The organism is Williamwhitmania sp. (assembly GCA_035529935.1).
Classification (GTDB): domain Bacteria; phylum Bacteroidota; class Bacteroidia; order Bacteroidales; family Williamwhitmaniaceae; genus Williamwhitmania.
In genome coordinates this window covers 1-18,532 of the sequence record DATKVT010000183.1, presented here as the reverse complement: position 1 = coordinate 18,532, position 18,532 = coordinate 1, and the positions used below count along the sequence as shown (strand labels likewise).

The following is an 18,532-nucleotide window of genomic DNA, read 5'->3' as shown; positions in this document are numbered from 1 at the left end:
ATTTTAATCTTGCCTTGTTAAAAAGGGCAAAAAATTTCTGGCCCAATAGTTGATTATAATTTTATCATACTAACACCCCAAAAACTATGAAAAAGCTACTTTTTATTATTGTCGCGGGACTATTTTCGGTTATAGCAGCAGCTCAAACCATGGCGGTTAAGGGAACCGTAACATCGGATGACAATGGGAATCCAATACCCGGAGTCAGCATTCAGGTCATGGGCACAACCACAGGTGCTACCACGGACCTCAATGGAAACTTCTCATTTGCCACTATCGATACCTCAGCGGTGTTGGTTTTTTCCTTTGTTGGCTTTCAATCACAGGAGATTAAGGTTAATGGCAAGCGTGTTTTGAATGTGATTATGGTGCCACAGGTAGCTACAATGGACGAGGTTGTGGTAACTTCGCTGGGAATGTCACAGCAAAAAGCCTTGCAAGGCAGAACTAGCGGTGTGGTAGTTCATGGATATGCAAACTTTGCCCCTTCTGCTACATACACCGATGAATCCTACTCCAAAATTTCGGAAAACGGTTTTAAGCGCACAACCGATTCACCACTCTCCACCTTTAGTATCGACGTGGATCGCGCATCGTGGTCCAACATCCGCCGATTCTTAAACTTGGGCCAGAATCCACCGAAGGATGCCATTCGCATCGAGGAGATGGTGAACTACTTCAACTATAGTTACCCCGAGCCTAGTGGTAACCACCCTTACGGAATTACCACCGAAGTGGCCGCTTGTCCTTGGCAGGAGGGACATCTAATAATGCAAATTGGACTGCAGGCCAAGCATGTTTCAACAGAGAACCTTCCGGCCAGCAACCTAGTTTTTCTGCTGGACGTTTCCGGATCGATGAATGAGCCTAACAAGCTGCCGCTAGTGCAGTCGGCCTTTAAATTGCTTGTGAATAACTTACGGGCAAAGGACCGCGTTGCCATTGTGGTGTATGCCGGTGCTGCCGGTGAGGTGCTGCCATCCACTTCTGGTGAAAACAAGGCAAGGATATTGGATGCCATTGATCAACTCCGAGCCGGTGGCTCCACCGCTGGTGGGGCTGGCATAACGCTGGCATACAAAATAGCGCAGGAGAACTTTATCAAGGGAGGCAACAACCGCATCATCTTAGCCACCGACGGCGATTTTAACGTAGGTGCATCGGGCGATGCCGACATGGAGCGCCTGATTGAGGAGAAGCGTAAAAGCGGAGTCTTCCTCACCTGTTTAGGCTTTGGCATGGGAAACTACAAGGATAGCAAGATGGAAACCCTTACCGATAAGGGAAATGGCAACTATGCCTACATCGACAACATGCAGGAGGCCAACCGAATGTTCACAAAGGAGTTTGGAGGAACCTTGTTCACCGTGGCAAAGGATGTAAAGCTGCAGGTGGAGTTTAATCCCGCAGTGGTGGAGGCCTACCGCCTCATTGGTTACGAAAACAGGTTGCTCAACAATGAGGATTTTAAGGACGATGCAAAGGACGCAGGCGAAATGGGTTCGGGCCATACTGTAACCGCCATTTATGAGATTATTCCCAAGGGTGTAAAGAGTCCGTTTGTGAAGGAGGTAGACTCCCTAAAATATCAAACAGCCAAACTAACCGCCGAAGCCAAGGAGGGCGACGAAATGGCCACCGTAAAAACGCGCTATAAGCTGCCCGATGGCGATACCAGCATACCCTTTGAGGTGGTGGTGCCATTCCGAAAGGGGAAAATTAGTTCGGCATCAGAGAGCCTTCGCTTTTCCAGCGCCGTGGCCATGTTTGGCATGATGCTCCGCAATTCAGAATATAAGGGCGACCTTACTAAAGATTTGATAATAAAGCAGGCAAAACTTGCTAAGGGTAGCGACGAGGATGGCTACCGCTCGGAGTTTATTCGCCTAGTGGAAGCCTATAACGATAAGACAGAGGTTGGAGAGGACTAGTGATTTAGAGGGTGACCTTTTCGGGTTCACCCTTTTTTTATTTAAAAGTTGATACCCCTGATTATACCAACCGGTAGATCTTCATGATGCCTTCCAAAATTTTATCGAAATCGATTTTTAGGTCGACCAGCTTGCCGGTGTAGATATCAAATACCCACCCGTGGACGGTAATTCGCCGCTCCTTAATGGCCCTTTGCACGTCGGCTGTCTTGATAACATTTACGCACTGCTCCTGCACGTTTAGCTCCACCAGCCTGTTGTACTTTTGATCGTTATCGGCAATGGCATCGAGCTCCTCTTGGTGCAACCGGTATACGTCGCGAATATTGCGCAGCCAAGGATTTAGAAGGCCAAGGTCGGCCGACTGCATGGCTGAGTCCACGCCTCCACAGTGGTAGTGGCCACAAACCACGATATGGTGCACGCGGAGATGGTTAACAGCATAGGTTATAACCGACATGGCGCTAAGGTCGGTGTTGGGAACCATGTTGGCAATGTTGCGGTGCACAAAAACCTCACCCGGTTTAACACCCATCAGCTCCTCGGCACTCACGCGGCTGTCGGAGCACCCAATGTAAAGAATATCGGGGTTTTGTCCCTTCGACAGCTTGTTGAAGTAGTCCTTGTCGGCAGCGAGCTTCTCATCTATCCACTGCTGGTTGTTGGTGAAAATTTGCTTGATGTTCATGGCAATGTAGTTCTGTTTTTGCACCTATTAATCAGTAAATCGTCCTTCCGGTTTTTGGGTAATAGTCTTTGGTGCAATAAAACTATTTTTTACCAGAAGGGTACACGGCGAGTAACAAAATGGCGGGGAATAGGTTTGGATATTTTAGAAACGGAAGATTAATCATAGAGAATATCCTCGCCTGCAAAGACAAGAATTAAAATTATCGGAGGGAAATGGCTAGATGGTCGTCGGACAACTCCATCTCCTCTGCAATCGTTTTTCATGGGAAAAATCACGCTGTTTTTCTTCAGGTATAATTTCCAGAATCTTTTTGACGAATGTGTTGTACAACATATTTGTTTGGCAGTCCCATTGCAATCGATTACGGCGGCGGAAGGTCGTCTTACTTTTCTTCTTTAATGGTAATGTCCTTGACATTGGGTAGTTCTTGTTGGAAATTTAGGTTGTTAATCAAAACCAAATAGTATTATGAAAACAGCCAAAAAAATTTTGTTGTCAGTTGCTGTGCTTGGACTTTTAGTGTCCAACGGACAAAGAGCCGTAGCTCAGAACGACGTAATGATGCAGGCCTTCTACTGGAACGTGCCTGTGGATGAAGCTAATCACAATGGAACGTGGTGGGACGTACTTCGCCAAAAGGCCCCTGACCTTAAATCGGCAGGAATTACGGGTATTTGGGTTCCTTGCCCAGCGAAGGGCAATTGGGGAATTACCGATATGGGGTATGGCATTTACGACCACTACGACCTTGGGAACTACAACCAGAAGGGTAGTGTGGAAACGAGGTTTGGTAGTAGAGCCGAACTAGCCAGCATGATTTCAACCATGCACCAGTCGCCTAAAATTGAGGTGTATGCTGATGTTGTGCTTAACCACGTCTATTCAAGTGACGAAAATTCGGAGGTAAATCCGGCCGTAAAGGCTTACGAATTTGGGGAGGCTCACAATGGCGCAAACACCGCTTACCCCACAAACGAGATTAAGTGGGTGGTTCCCAATGCTGCTGTCGGAACCTACTACATTCAAATTAAGGGTTTTAATCTGAATTGGTCAGCCGATTATAAAGCAAGAGGTTACGATGTTAACATCAACTGGACTGGGGCTGCTACCGTTGAAAACGGCCGGTGGGAATCGGAACCAAATAATGGTGGTGGACAGAGTAATGTATTTTCCGTTTCGGGCGAAACGCTAAGGGCTCACATTGACTACAGTGGCGATATTGATGAGTATGCCGTTACGGTTACATCACCACATGACATTGTAATTACCCTGACTGCCAGAACAGAGGGCACCAATCCATTTTCATGGAACTGGGCCGACCAAACCAATGGTTACTATCCTGTTGCCATTTGGTATAATGGAGCAAACCTTGCAACAACAACTCTTCAGGCAAAAACCAATACACATATCACATACGTAACCCATACCGGATCGGGCGAGCCAAACTACACTTGGAACTACTCCTATTTCCACCCCTCCGATGCCAACGATTGGCTTGGTGGACCTGGAACCGACGAAATCATTACCAACACCAAGTTCTTTGGTAACGATTTTAATACATTCAACTCTACGGTTCGAAGCAGGTTAAATGCTTGGGGTTCATGGCTGGCCGGAACAGTTGGATTTGATGGCTTCCGGCTCGATTTTGTTAGAGGTTTTCAGGAGTCATTCGTGGCAAGCTGGGTGAGCAACCTACCTCTCCTCGATGGAAGACAACGCTTTGTTGTTGGTGAATATTGGGGGTCAGATTATAGAATTAAGAGTTGGGTAAATACCGTAGCTGCTGATGGTGCCGATGTGGATGGATTTGATTTCCCGCTCAAAAGCACCTTGACCTCCATGTGTAACGACACCCAGACCAACTTTAATATGGCCTGGCTGAACCATACTGGAATGGTTAGGAACAATAGCGGCAACAGTTTGCCCGGCAACTCAGTGGTAACCTTTGTCGACAATCACGATACTGGCAAGGAGAGCGATAAGTGGGTAAACAAGGACTTCAAGATGGCTTACGCCTATATTCTCACCCATGAGGGGCGGCCTTGTGTTTTCTACCCCCATTTTTATGGTGTTACACAGGTTGATGCCAACAACTCTTCGCTAACGATTACAGCACCTTCAAGTTTGTATTCGGACATTAAGAAGTTGATTGCAATTAGAAAAACATACTTGGGTGGTTCTTTGGCCGTACTGAGTGAGGTGGGTAATCCTTCACCTTCCGGCGATACCTACAATGTATACGTTGCACGTCGTCAGGGTAATGGTACAAAGAGCGGAGCCATCATTGTTTTAAATAATTCCTCTGCAACCAAGGGTCTTTGGGTAGACGTTACTCCAAGTGGTTACGAAAATTGGGCAGGGCAAACACTGGTCAATGCGCTCAATGGAACGGAGACGGTTCAGGTATATTCCGATGGTCGGGCATATTTTTCTGCTCCGGCAAGGGGTTATTCCATTTGGGTTAAGCAATCGGAATACACTGCGCTGCAGGCATCTCCCAAGCAACCGTTAACAAATGAGGTGGTTGATAATCAGCAGGTGGCAACCATGATTGTTTCACCAAATCCAGTTAGCGATGCATCTCAGGTTGAGATTAACTCACCGAAGGAGTCGGTTGCCTCCGTTGCGCTTTACGACCTTTCAGGAAGGTTAGTACGTTCAATTGCTAGCGAAAAAAGCATTGTAGGGCAAGCCATTTTTCCCCTTGATTGTGCCGGCTTGGTCAACGGTACCTACTTCTGCATTGCCCTTGTTGGTGGCAAGAAGCTGCAAAGCAAGGTCGTTGTGAGCCGGTAGGTGGAATCTGTGGAGTTTCCTTAACATCCATAATCAAAAGTAGAAGAGGAGGTTCAGCACGGATCTCCTCTTTTATGTTGACGGTTTAACGGATAAACTACTCCACAAATATCTCCCCAGCCAAATACAAAACCGCATTACCACTTATTTCAACGCGGTCGCCGTTCATATGGCAGGTAAGGTGCCCCTTGCGAGCCGACAGCTGGATGGCCTGCATGGTGTCTTTGCCCAGCCGTTTTGCCCAGTATGGTGTTAGCGTTGTGTGGGCCGAGCCGGTAACCGGATCCTCGGGAATTCCTGCCTGCGGTGCAAAAAAGCGGGAGACGAAATCAACTTGGTTTCCCGGCGCGGTTACAATTACCCCACGAACGCCAACTGCAGAGGCAATCTTTACAAAATTTGGCTTAATGGAGAGTACCTGCTCCTCGCTCTCTAGCACCAGCATGAGGTCCTCCCTCCCCTGAAAAACTTCAACGGGAGCAAACCCAATTCCCTCTATCAATTCGGTGGAGATGGCGGCCGCTCGGCAAGGGTCAGCAGGAAAGTCAAGCGTGAGCATCTCACCCTCTTTGCTTACCCCTAATACACCAGAACGACTCGACTGAAAGGTAAGCCTGCTGCTCCCCTGCTCATAAAAACGAAACAACACATATGATGAGGCTAGAGTTGCATGGCCACAGAGGTCTACCTCCACCACAGGTGTGAACCACCGAATTGCGAATTCCTCATAGCCTGTTTTTACAATAAAGGCCGTTTCAGCCAAATTGTTCTCGGCCGCAATGTGCTGCATCTGGCTATCGGGCAACCATGAGTCCATTACGCATACGGCGGCCGGATTTCCGCCAAACAGGTAGCTGGTAAAAGCATCAACTTGATAAATTTTTATTGCTTTCATATTCTGAGTGTTTAATGCTTTAACTGGAGCATCATTACACAGGCTAAATTATAGCTTTTATTGGTTTAAAAACCCATACTTATGCGATATCAGTTAAATTATGAAACGCCAATCATTTTGTGTTGAAGTCCCCAATTACATCTTTGATTTGTCGCATAAAATCGTTTAATTTACCTCCTTATCATCACGGGTTATCATTTGGTGAATCCACTGAAAACTTCTACCCCCATGAAAATTAAACTGAATATTCAGCAGAGAATACAGCTGTTCGTGACCCTTTCGGTTGCAGTAATCTTTGGTCTCGGGCTAGCCTACGTTGGCAGCATGGCCATTGAAACGGCAAGAACCAATGCCATGGCTCTTACTCAGGTAACCCTTGAAAAGTATTCGCAGGACATTGAAAAGCAGATGGGCGTTGAAATGGCAAATGTAAAAACGTTGTCGCAGGCGGTTACAATATACAAGAATTTCCCTGGAGACTCGTGGAAGCCAGTGGTGCAGAACATGTACCGTGCTGTGCTTAAGGCGGACGAAAATGTACTTAGCGTTTGGGATTCATGGGAATTAAGTGCAATAGACTCTACCTACACCAAGCCATATGGCCGATATGTTTTCGAGTGCTATAGGCAAGGCGATGAAATAAAGAGCAACACCTTGTTCAAGAGTATGGACGGCGACCCACCGCTTTATGTGTTCAACAAAACAGAGGGCCAGCAAGGATACGAAACCATAAACGTTCCCTACTTCTACTCCTATACCGGCAATGCAAAGGATAATATTCTAATGACCAGCCTTGTTTCGCCCATTAGGTTAAACAATAAATTTATTGGTGTGGTTGGTTTCGACATTGGTCTGGATAGGCTTCAAAACTTGGTTCAAACCATAAAACCATTCGAGGGAAGCTACGCCATGCTAATCTCCACTGACCTTAAGTATATTGGGTACCCTGACAAGTCGAAATTGGGTGAGGAGATTGCTGATGATTTTCCGGATACTTATGTAGACCAAGGGATGGATGTTAAGATTCAAAATGGGGAGAAGTTTAGTTTTTTTGGAGAAGGTACCGATGGGGTAACCTACTATTATGCCTTTAATCCAATTTGGATTGGACGTGCACGCACACCTTGGATGCTTGGTATTGCGGTGCCAAAATCTACCATGCTGGCCGACGCACATCGTATCACCTGGATTCTAGTATTGGTTGGCCTTATTGGATTGATAGCCATGTCGCTCATTGTTTGGTGGCTATCGCGTCGAATTACAGGCAATATAAAGGTAGTAACAGGCTTGCTCAGCAAGTTGTCGAAGGGACACCTAGACAGCTCCATGATGGTTAACGTGGATTCCAAAGACGAAATTGGGGATATGTCGGATGCTTTGAATGTATCAGTTCGGGGGTTATTGGAAAAGGTTGAGTTTGCAAAGAAAATTGGTACCGGAGTTCTGAATACCGAACTAACGCTGCTTAGCGAAGATGATGAGTTAGGTAAAGCTCTTGTGGAGATGCAGCATAGCCTGCTTAGCGCTCGTGAAGAGGAGGCAAAACGAAAGATTGAAGAGGACAATAGACGTTGGACCAATGAAGGATTGGCCAAGTTTGGTGATATACTCCGTCAGAACAACGATAACCTTGCTGTTTTGGCTGATGGTATATTGAGTAACCTAGTCCACTACATCGACGCAAATCAGGGCGGCATATTTATTTACAACGAGGATGAACCGGGCAACGAATTCTTCCAGATGATTGCAGCATACGCCTATAACCGAAAGAAATTCTTGCAAAAGGAGTTTGTGGTTGGAGAAGGTCTAGTGGGAACGGCTGCATTAGAAAAGAAAACCATATTTATGACCGACGTTCCACCTGCCTATATTCAAATTAGTTCAGGTACTGGCGAGGCACGTCCTCGTTGCCTGTTAATTGTTCCCTTGTTAATTGAGGAAAAGGTTCTTGGAATTATTGAACTAGCATCGTTCAACATATTGGAATCCTATCAGATAGAATTTGTTGAAAAAATTGGACAAAGTATTGCCTCAACCTTACAGTCAGTACGAATAAATATTAGAACGCAGCAACTTCTTAACCGCTCGCAGCAGCAGGCCGAGGAGTTGGCTGCTCAGGAGGAGGAGATGCGTCAAAACATGGAAGAGCTGCAGGCAACACAGGAGGAGTCGGCACGCAAGGGCTCTGAAATGCAGAGTTACATTGAGGCACTCAACACCTCTGCCTACGTAATTGAATACGATCTGGATGGCACAATTATAAATATTAATAGTTCATTTCTTGAACTATTAGGTATTGATCGTGAGGAGGTTATTGGAACACACTTCACCGATAGGTTGCAACTTAATGCTGCCCAAATGAAGGAGCACGAGCGTTTCTGGCTCGAATTGGTAAACGGAATGCAGAAGAGGGAGATTAACACCTATAAGGTAAATGGCGTAAGCTATAAATTTCAGGAGACCTACACGCCCATTCGCGACGAGTCTGGAGTGATATACAAGATTCTGAAAATTTCCAACAATATTTCTGGTGCAAAATAAGTTGTGATGATGCTCAGCTGGGATAAGCTTTTATTGCCCTTGCGCCTTGGCAAGGAGGAGGAGGATTTGCCCGAAGCGGAGGTGCCAGGAAGAACACACTTTCAGCGCGATTACGACAGGCTTATTTTCTCTTCACCGTTTCGTCGATTGCAAAACAAGACTCAAGTATTCCCACTGCCGGGAAGCGTGTTTGTGCACAATCGCTTAACCCATAGCCTCGAGGTTGCCAGCGTGGGGCGTTCGATGGGGGCCGTTGTTGTAGATCGGCTTCAACATACCGTCGATAAAGGAATTAGCCAACTATTCTTAGAAATACCAACCATTGTTAGTACCACTTGTCTTGCTCACGACCTAGGAAACCCACCTTTCGGCCATTCTGGCGAAGATGCTATTCGCCACTTTTTTATCCAAAATAGTGAGAAGTTTGAAGAGTATCTTAGTCCGGCTGAGTTTCTCGACTTAAAACAGTTTGAGGGTAATGCAAACTCTTTTAGGCTGCTGACATATAGCCTTAAAGGAAGACGTACCGGAGGATTTGGTTTAAGTTATGCCACCATGGCTGCCTTGGTGAAATATCCTTGGGAATCCACGCAGGGGGTGGCGAAAAAGAAGTTTGGCTTTTTTCAGGCCGACAAGGCAATTTTTGAGCAAATTATGTCTGCCACTGGGTTGCTAAATACCAACGGCTATTGTCGACATCCGCTAGTATACTTAATGGAGGCAGCCGACGATATTTGCTATAACATAATGGATTTAGAGGATGCTCATAAGCTGGGCATAATCTCCACGCAGCGGGTAATGGAATTGCTTTTGGCCTTCTTTCCAGAAACAAAGCAACAGGGTATTCGGCATCGGATTGATATAACACTTAGGGTGGTGACAGACAAAAACGAGCAGGTGGCTTATCTGAGGGCAATGGTGATAAATAAGCTGGTTGAGGAGTGCAGCAATTCGTTTGTTGAGCAGTTGCCACAAATCATGGCCGGCAAACCGGTTGCTGGGCTGATGAAGAGCTTGCCCGAGGAAACCAAGCTGGCTATGGACGCCATTTCAACGTTATCGGTCAAGGAGATTTATCGTCACCATTCTGTTGTGGAAATAGAGCTTGCCGGTTTCAAAATTCTAAACACGCTGCTCGAGATATTTACCGAAGCACTCCGGCATCGTGAGTCTACCTACTCTAAGAAGTTGCTCTCTCGCATTCCATCGCAGTATGAGATGAATAATGACAGCCTCTACCTCGACCTGCTTTCGGTGGTCGATTTTGTGTCGGGAATGACCGATACCTACGCGCTGGAACTCTACCAAAACCTTTCAGGAATTAGCATTCCAGGGATTTCACGTTAGTGTTCTAAATCAACTCTCCATTTTAAAAATTGGCAGAGATGGGAATAATAAGAAACTAGAACCGACCGAAGGGAGCTCGCTGAAGGCAACCGACCGAAGGGAGCTCAGCGGAGCTAAATTAGGAACAAGGAGTCTCTAATCCAATCCTAAAACGGTATCTTTTTAATTCCCGGTGCGGCCAAGAACGACCTGACTATGATTCTCGAATCCCTATTATCTGGATATGATTTAATGCAATCGTGCAGCGCATCGATTCCGTTTGCCATGTTCTGATCGCAGAAACCCCATCCGGTTAGCTTTCCACACTCCACCTTTACCACGGCAAATTCTTCGGGATTTCTCCCCTTATCGAGCAGAAAAAATGAGGCCCGGGGCAAGTCGGAGGAGGCCATGGCTTTTTCCACCCTTTGATTATAATCCTCTGGTGATTCTTCTCCCTTGCACGCACCTCTGCAAAGGCCAATTTGACTATGAAAGCAACCCCCAGTGGTGCTGTAAAGACCGCATAGTTTTTGACAAAGGCTGTATTGATCAATCAAATCGTCGAGCACCTTTCGCGCCATAGCCTGCGAGGTGAAGTTTGCAACAGGGGTAGTCATCTCTGCCTTATTCGATATTTTAAAGTTTAAGTAGCCATTGTCATCTGGTTCAACGTAAAGTCCGTATGATGTTCCTTTTCTTCGTTGAGCACGATTATAAACTGGTATTTGTTGCTTAATGTGGTAAGACTCCAGCAGCAGCGCTACCAACTCGCTACCGGTGAGTTCCCAGGTAATGTCGGCCATGGCACCAACCATTTCCGTTTCACGACGCGATTTAGCCCCGGTAATATGCTGGCTTATTCGGCTTTTAATGTTGATACTTTTACCTACATAGATGAGCTCCTCCTTCTCGTTCCACATAAAGTAAACACCTGTTTCATCGGGCAGTTTGGCCAACCGATCGATGGAAAGATTTGGGTGTAATTTTTCGCGCGAAATAACGCTGCCGTTGAGAGGTATAATTTGATCGCCATTGTTGCGTTCCAACAGCAGACGAAGCAACTTAACGGTGGCGGTGGCATCACCAGCAGCACGGTGGCGATCGCCAAACTGAATATTCAGCGACTGACAAAGGTTGCCCAAGCTGTAGGATGGAAGACCCGGTATAAGCTTTCGACTCCATCGAACGGTGCAAAGCGTTGGTCGATTATAGGTATAACCCAATCGCTGAAATTCGTCGCGTATAAAGCCATAGTCGAAAGGAGCATTGTGAGCCACAAAAACGCAACCTTCGGTGAGCTCCACAAACTTCTTGGCAACCTCATAAAACTTTGGCGAATTGGCCACCATTTGGTTGTTAATCCCGGTGAGCGTGGTAATGTATGGTGGAATGTTCGTTTCGGGATTAATGAGCGTAACCAGGTCACCAACCACCGTTTCTCCATCGAAAAGGTAGGCTGCAATTTCAATTATTCGGTCGCGTTGAGGGTTTCCCCCACTCGTTTCAAGGTCGACTACAACATACATGGTAAGTGCCAAAAAAGCAGCCGCAGGAAATTAACCGCGGCCGCCAAACTAATTTTTTATTAATTGATAACCGTCATTTCGACAGCAAATCTACCCATTAGGATTCTTTGGTAGCAATGCAGACTACCTTCTCAACCAATCCATCAATATTTTCCACCGGCGAGTAAGTTTCGTGCAAGACAACCTTTACCCCATTCACTTTACGACTGTAGGTGCGGTTTACAACAATACCCTTTCGCAAATCGCTCCAGAGCTCCTTTTGGGCCTCTTCCGATTCGCCCATCCCAAATACCTCATTGTGGTGATGGCCAACAATCTCATTCTCGTTTTTGTCCACCATACTGAGCACTGGTTGGTTTACCGAAATTATTACTCCTTCGGTAGTGAAGTAGGTAACCAGCGTGTTGGCATTTAGCGCAGAGGCAAGTGCCCTGTATTCATTCTCGTGAGCTACCATCTTCTTGTGCAGCTCTTCGGCTTCCGCAACCTTCGAGTTTGCAATTATTTCGGCCTGCTTCAGTTCGGTCACTATCTTACTAATACCCCAGGTACCAACCACCTCACCATGATCGTTGAAGAGAGGCATTTTGGTAGTAGAAACCCACTGCTCACGACCATCGTCAAACTGCTCATGAACCACATGGTCAACGATAGGCTTTTGGCTATTCATGATAGTTTTCTCCTCATTGAAGGCAATCTGTGCATGCTCCTTGGAATGGAAATCGAAGTCCGATTTTCCAATGAGATCGTCAGGTGATTGTGCCATGAATAGCTTTACCATTGATTTGCTTATGCGGATAAACTGACTGTTAGTATCCTTAAAGTAAACAAAGTCAGGAATGTTCAGCATAAGAGCGTCGAGCAACGCTTTCTCCTCGCCCAGCTGCTGTTGCAACTGCTCCTGCTCACTGCGTTTTCGCTCCATCTCCTCCTGAGTAGCCTGCAGCTCTTCCATGTTTTGACGCATCTCCTCCTCCTGGGCTGCCAGCTCTTCAGCCTGTTGCTGTGCCCTTGCCAGTAACTCCGCCGTGCGAATATTAATCTTGGTAGAAGATATGGTGGCAGCAATGCTCTCCGAAACTTTCTCAACAAATGCAATTTGATATTCCGGCAACTTGGTAAAGCTGGCAATCTCGATAACTCCAAAAATGTTATCGTTCACCAGCATGGGGATAAGAAGCAGTGCGCTTGGATTTTCTTTTCCAAGGCCAGAAGTAATGGTGATGTAGTTGTTTGGGACTGCGGTCATATAAATTCGCTTACGCTCTTGGAAGCAACGACCAACCATTCCCTCTCCGGGAACTACGGTTTTTTCTAAGAACTTCCTCCGATCGTAGGCATAGCTGGCGGTCATCTCCAAAACAAGCTGGGATGGATCAGAATCGTTTATCACAAAAACACCACCCTGATTAGCCCCAAGGTAGGTTACCAGGTTTTGGATAATTTCGTATGAAAGTTCATGTAGGTTGTCGTTGTTGCGACGAAGTATGTCACCAAACAGCGCCAACCCTTTAGTAGCCCAATTTTGGCGTTCTTCCTCTTCCTTACGTAAATCCTCCTGCTCACGAGCCTCCTTAAGCGACTGTCGCATATCCAGTAACGATTTTCCAAGGAGATCGTTGGATCCTAGAAGGTTAAATTCTGCATTAAGGTTCCCCTTCCCTATTTCGCGTGCAAATACCTCAGCGTTATTTAATCCATCAACCAAGCTGTTGAGTGAGTTCCCCAGTTCCTCCAACTCATCACCAGTATCAATGGTGACCTTCTTCGAGGAATCAATATCACCCAAGGCCATAATGTTGAGTCTATCCCTAATGGTCATTATGGGACTTGTAATGTTTTTTGCAATCATCCGAACAACAAACGCGAGCAATCCTAAACCAAGAATCATAACCAGGATGGAGATATACAAAGTGGCTCGAGCCTCCTGCATAATGGATGAGGAGGGAATTATTAAGCCAAGAGACCAAGGCTGGTCGGTATCACTAACCTTAACTGGGCGAAGAATGATATAGCAGCGCGTCCCGTTGACAGCAGCATAGAATTGTGTTCCAAACCCATCTGCAATTTTCTTCTCCAAATTATTGGTTAACGTAATATCAGGATAAACCTCAACCAATTTTTTCCCAACATTCGCTGGATCTTGATGAGCAATAATAATTCCGTTGTTGGAAACGAGGAAGGCAAGTGAACCCTCGTAGGAGTGAATGCTGGCAACCTGATCCTGAAACTTCGAAAGGGGAATGTCTACTCCGGCCAAGCCAACAAAGCGGCCGCCCTTATCGATAGGAACACAGACACTGGTAACCATGGTGGTGTGAATACCGTCAACGGAATATGGGTAAGGATCAATAATTGCCTCCTTATTGGTGGTCTTAACCTTATAGTATGAACTTTCAAGGTTGTTACCGGCTGTATCTTTTTGCTCCACAAAGCTTACAATATCACCATGGCTCTCGTAAACCGAAGTGGATTCGCGCCCATAGTCAAACTTATATCCCAGTCTCAAGGCCGAGTACTCCCAATTCATCCATACATAGAGGTACTTGGGGTTATTGCGCTTCAAATTGTAAAGCAGATTCAAGTAGATGGAGTCGCGCTCTGGTCTTGGGATTTTTTCGTAGCCATACATCGATTGAGCCAAAGCTCTGGAAAAACCAAGGTCCAACTCCAAATCACCCCTGATAAGAGCAGCATGTTTTTCGGCCTGTTTTGTAACAGTGGCAATGGCACTGTCTACGGCCATTTGCCGGACGCGGTAACCAGCAAATAGACCTATTAAGGTTATAACTGCAATGCCGGTTAGCAAAACCAAAACCTGCATCTTTGTCGTCAACCTGAGCTTCTTGAATGAAATCATTTTCCCGATTATTAATGTTCGGTATCGTAATGTATGGTGAAGTGGAGGCCCCATACTTCCAAATGTTCAACAAAACAGCGATTTGCGAAAATGACAAAAGGCTGAAAATAGAGCGACCATCCCCGGTTAAAAATATAAAATGTTTTCCTTCTTAGAAATAAAAGGGTTTAATTCTTTGGTTACCTGCCGAAAAGAAGTTGCAAGTGTACTACTATTTTATTACCAACCCCAGTGAATAATGAATCTTTTATGTGTTGAAACCTGAAACAAAAAAAGTGATATACAATGGCATGCATCTTTTTTTTGTAACTTTTCCCATTACATAATCGCCTAAGGCAAAACCAACGTCCCTTTTTTATGCGCTACTTTACCAGCCTATTCTTCCTGCTTGCTTCAGTCTCAATGCAAGGGCAATCCATTAGCGGTACCATCACCGACGAGAAGGGTGTCACCGTGCCGTATGCAACGGTTTACATAAAAGAACTAAAGCTGGGTACCACCGCCAACGATTACGGCGGTTATAACGTTCAGGTGCAGCCCGGAACCTATTCAGTAGTATTCCAAAGTTTGGGCTATGAATCGCTGGAGGAGCAGCTGGTGGTTGGGAAAAATGGTCTACACCACAACGTTACCCTGAATACCAAACCTTACCAAATTGCTGGGGTAAGGATAACGCCCGGTTCCGAGGATCCCGCCTACGGTATTATGCGCAGAGCAATAGGCATGGCGCCATACTACCAAAATCAGATTACCTCCTACACCGCTGAGGTATACATGAAGGGAAGCCTCAAAATAAAAAAGCTATCGTGGATTGTGCGAAAGATGTCCAGTGACGAAGATATGCCAAAGGTTGGAGTGCTATACCTGAAGGAATCGTTAAGCGACATTAAGTTTACCGCTCCTAATAAGTATGACCAAACGGTGAAAAGCTTAAAATCCAACTTCCCTGACGAAAATGGCGGAGACCCAATGAACTTTGTAAATGCAAGCTTCTACCAGCCAAAAATTGGCGACATGATACTCCCTCTAGCGCCATATGCCTTTAACCACTACAACTTCCGCTACGAAGGGTTTAGCATGGAGGGCGATGTGGTGGTGAACAAGATAAAGGTTATTCCTAAACGAAAGAGCAAGCAGCTGGTGTCGGGCTACATCTACATTGCCGACAACTTTTGGAACCTTCACGCTGTGGACCTCTCGGTTGAATCAACAGTAGGAACCATTCACCTGCAGCAAAACTTTAGCGAGGTGGAGAAGAATGTGTGGATGCCGGTTAGCTACTACTTCGACATTATTGGCCAGTTCTTAGGCAATGAGGGCGACGTGAAGTATACAGCCTCGGTGAAGTATAATCAGGTTACCGAGAACACCAAGCTAAAACCGCCAACGGCTTTCCCCGAGGTGAAGGTGGCCATAGAGGAGAGCAAAAAGGAGGTTAAACCCGCTCCAAAAACCAGAAAGGAAAAGAGAGAACAGGTTCGTACACAGAAGATGCAGCAGCTTATGGAGAAGGATAAGCTCAACAATAGGGAGATGTACCAGATGGCTGTTCTCATGAAGCAGGAGGCGAAGGCAAAGGATACCACGAGCCAAAAAGGGCTGGAAATTAAGGATAATAGAAACAACATAAAAGTTGATTCTGCTGCAAGGCTAACCGATAGCATCACTTGGCAGCGTATTCGTCCGGTTGCCCTTACCCCGGAGGAGGTCGTAGGCATGAAGCTGGCAGCTCTACCTGACGCTGCCCACAAGTCGGACACCACAAAATCGGCCAAGGATACGTTGCCTAAGAAGTCATCGCCAATTAGCAAGGCGATTTTTGGAAAAACATGGACCAAGGGCGATACAGTCAAGATGGCCTTTTCGGGACTCGTTACCCCTACCCAAATTAGGTTCAACACGGTGGACGGCTTTGTGGCCGGAGCATACTTCCGTTATAGGAAGCACTATGCTTCTACCACCTTTGATATTAAGCCGTCGCTGGCCTACGCCTTTAACCGAAAAAGGTTGATGGGAGAGCTCAATACCCGCTTCGACTATGCACCGCTAAGCCGTGGCTCCATCTCTTTTTTAGCTGGAAGCGAAAGTGCTGATTTCAACCGGGAGAACGGCGTGAGCGTTTTTGGAAACACCATCTCTTCGCTCTTTTTTCGAACCAACTATATGGCGCTCTACCAAAATGATTTTGCTGAGTTCGGCAACAATATTGATATAGCCAATGGACTGGTGCTCAAAACCGGAGGTGGTTTCTACAACCGAACTATGCTCGAGAATCACACCGATTTTTCGTTCTTCTACACCGACAGCAAAGAGTATAAGCCAAATATTCCAGTTACCGATTCGGTTTATGGAACATATCTGCCCAACCACAAGGCAGCCATTATGGAGTTGGGCATTAGCTATACCCCCCGGTATTACTACCGTATGGAACGAAACCGAAAGGAGATGGTTCGTTCCAACTATCCAACCATTTATGCAAACACACGAATTGCACTACCCAATTTGGCAAACAATTACGCCGACTTTGTGACCATAGAGGGTGGGATATCCCAAGACATTCATTCAGGACCCTCCAACTGGATTAGCTACAGCCTTAGCTACGGCGACTTTGTTCGAAAAAACAGGCTCTACTTCCCCGACTTTAAGCACTTCAACACGCAGCTTATTCCGCTGGTTTTTGATGATTTTAGCAACAGCTACCAGCTGCTTAACTACTACGACCATAGCACGTCGAATGCATGGGCAACAGGGTTTGTCCACTACCAGTCGCCATTCCTTTTGTTGAAGTACCTGCCGTTTCTTAGTAACCGGATGTGGCAGGAGAATCTTTATGCCAGCTACCTCTACACCAAGGGACGAACCCCTTACTGGGAGGCTGGATACGGATTAACGCAGATAAGCCTGTTTGGTGGGGTGGGCGTGTTCGTGGGCTTCAATGGCCAAAAATTCGCCTCATTTGGGATAAAAGCCTCCTTTAAGTTGGTAAATCAAATAAGGTTGTAGCCACTAACCCAACACACAATCATCAATTTTCAGTAAAATAAGCAACACCTACATTGCCTTTACTATCCCATGTGGTAAACAAACACTACATCAAGCCTGTTAACTAGAAAATTCTCTCCAAACTTTACAGCTCTTTTGTAGGTTTGAACTTTGCAAATATAGGATTGATGCGCTTAAGTGCTTCACCAATGAAATGCCACAACTTTGCATCATAAAATTAACTGTTAAAAGATATGAGCACAAAAAGTAAAATTGCCTTGGTAACCGGCGGAAGTCGCGGGTTAGGCAAAAACATGGCCATTGGCCTTGCAAAAAAAGGTATCGATGTAGTGATTACCTACAATAGCAACAAGCAAGAGGCCGACAAGGTAGTGGCCGAAATTCAATCGATGGGACAAAGGGCAGCCACCTTTCAGTTGGATACCGGAAACGTGAAGCAGTTCGATGGCTTTTTCAAACAGGTAACCGAGTATTTGAAGAGAGAAACTGGCAGCACTAACTTTGACTTCCTCATCAACAATGCAGGTACAGCGCTTTACGCCCCATTTGCCGAAACCACAGAGGAACAGTTCGACACGGTAATGAACATCCACTACAAGGGTGTGTTTTTCCTCACCCAAAAGGCACTGGCCTTTATCAACGATGGAGGTCGTATCATAAACATCTCTTCGGGGCTGGCTCGATTCTCGTTTCCGGGTTCGTCGGCATACGGTTCCATGAAGGGGGCTATTGAGGTGCTTACGCGATACCTTGCCAAGGAGCTAGGGCCACGGAAAATAGCCGCCAACGTGGTTGCTCCCGGAGCCATTGCCACCGATTTTGGTGGAGGTCATGTGCGCGACAACAAGGAGGTAAACGACAACATTGCTAGTGTAACGGCGTTGGGTCGTGTTGGCTTGCCCGATGATATTGGCGGCGTGGTTGCATTCCTATGCAGCGAGGAGGCCAAATGGATCAACG

10 protein-coding genes are annotated in these 18,532 nt (G+C 46.2%); 6 read left to right on the top strand and 4 right to left on the bottom strand.

Annotation, left to right across the window (positions count from 1 at the left end; all coding sequences use genetic code 11):
• Positions 1-86 precede the first annotated feature (86 nt).
• Complete coding sequence (locus tag VMW01_14030) at positions 87-1,931, top strand: von Willebrand factor type A domain-containing protein (protein HUW07365.1); 1,845 nt, start codon at positions 87-89, stop codon at positions 1,929-1,931.
• A 61-nt stretch (positions 1,932-1,992) separates the two neighbouring features.
• Here the strand turns inward: VMW01_14030 and VMW01_14025 are convergent, their stop codons facing one another.
• Entirely contained in the window at positions 1,993-2,643 is a 651-nt protein-coding gene (locus VMW01_14025) for a carbonic anhydrase (GenBank protein HUW07364.1), read from the bottom strand.
• A gap of 447 nt (positions 2,644-3,090) precedes the next feature.
• Between VMW01_14025 and VMW01_14020 the strand changes: the two genes are divergently transcribed.
• Positions 3,091-5,418 (top strand): alpha-amylase domain-containing protein, encoded by a 2,328-nt coding sequence (locus VMW01_14020; protein HUW07363.1) that lies wholly within the window; start codon positions 3,091-3,093, stop codon positions 5,416-5,418.
• Positions 5,419-5,515: 97 nt separating this feature from the next.
• Here VMW01_14020 and VMW01_14015 read toward each other — a convergent pair whose 3' ends face one another.
• Positions 5,516-6,313, bottom strand: coding sequence for a PhzF family phenazine biosynthesis protein (locus VMW01_14015; protein HUW07362.1), 798 nt, complete (start codon positions 6,311-6,313; stop codon positions 5,516-5,518).
• A gap of 228 nt (positions 6,314-6,541) precedes the next feature.
• On the opposite strand from VMW01_14015, the gene VMW01_14010 reads away from it, so the two are divergent.
• On the top strand, positions 6,542-8,854 hold the full coding sequence (locus tag VMW01_14010; protein HUW07361.1) for a GAF domain-containing protein: 2,313 nt from the start codon (positions 6,542-6,544) through the stop codon (positions 8,852-8,854).
• A 6-nt stretch (positions 8,855-8,860) separates the two neighbouring features.
• On the top strand, positions 8,861-10,201 hold the full coding sequence (locus tag VMW01_14005; protein ID HUW07360.1) for a deoxyguanosinetriphosphate triphosphohydrolase: 1,341 nt from the start codon (positions 8,861-8,863) through the stop codon (positions 10,199-10,201).
• 146 nt (positions 10,202-10,347) lie between these two features.
• Here VMW01_14005 and VMW01_14000 read toward each other — a convergent pair whose 3' ends face one another.
• Positions 10,348-11,709 carry an exonuclease domain-containing protein gene (locus tag VMW01_14000; protein HUW07359.1) on the bottom strand — a complete coding sequence of 454 codons (1,362 nt, stop codon included), beginning with the start codon at positions 11,707-11,709 and terminating at the stop codon, positions 10,348-10,350.
• 97 nt (positions 11,710-11,806) lie between these two features.
• Positions 11,807-14,569, bottom strand: a complete 2,763-nt coding sequence (locus tag VMW01_13995) for a PAS domain-containing protein (GenBank protein ID HUW07358.1) — start codon at positions 14,567-14,569, stop codon at positions 11,807-11,809.
• Positions 14,570-14,926: 357 nt separating this feature from the next.
• Between VMW01_13995 and VMW01_13990 the strand changes: the two genes are divergently transcribed.
• Complete coding sequence (locus VMW01_13990; protein ID HUW07357.1) at positions 14,927-17,572, top strand: DUF5686 family protein; 2,646 nt, start codon at positions 14,927-14,929, stop codon at positions 17,570-17,572.
• Between the two features lie 233 nt (positions 17,573-17,805).
• On the top strand, positions 17,806-18,532 hold a 727-nt coding region (locus VMW01_13985), incomplete at its 3' end, for an SDR family oxidoreductase (GenBank protein HUW07356.1).

What these genes read in the sequence shown, in the direction of transcription:
- VMW01_14030 (HUW07365.1), top strand. Translation starts at nt 87, where the DNA reads ATGAAAAAGCTACTTTTTATTATTGTCGCGGGACTATTTTCGGTTATA.
- VMW01_14015 (HUW07362.1), bottom strand. Translation starts at nt 6,313, where the DNA reads ATGAAAGCAATAAAAATTTATCAAGTTGATGCTTTTACCAGCTACCTG.
- VMW01_13995 (HUW07358.1), bottom strand. Translation starts at nt 14,569, where the DNA reads ATGATTTCATTCAAGAAGCTCAGGTTGACGACAAAGATGCAGGTTTTG.
- VMW01_13990 (HUW07357.1), top strand. Translation starts at nt 14,927, where the DNA reads ATGCGCTACTTTACCAGCCTATTCTTCCTGCTTGCTTCAGTCTCAATG.
- VMW01_14010 (HUW07361.1), top strand. Translation starts at nt 6,542, where the DNA reads ATGAAAATTAAACTGAATATTCAGCAGAGAATACAGCTGTTCGTGACC.
- VMW01_14020 (HUW07363.1), top strand. Translation starts at nt 3,091, where the DNA reads ATGAAAACAGCCAAAAAAATTTTGTTGTCAGTTGCTGTGCTTGGACTT.
- VMW01_14005 (HUW07360.1), top strand. Translation starts at nt 8,861, where the DNA reads ATGATGCTCAGCTGGGATAAGCTTTTATTGCCCTTGCGCCTTGGCAAG.
- VMW01_14000 (HUW07359.1), bottom strand. Translation starts at nt 11,709, where the DNA reads ATGTATGTTGTAGTCGACCTTGAAACGAGTGGGGGAAACCCTCAACGC.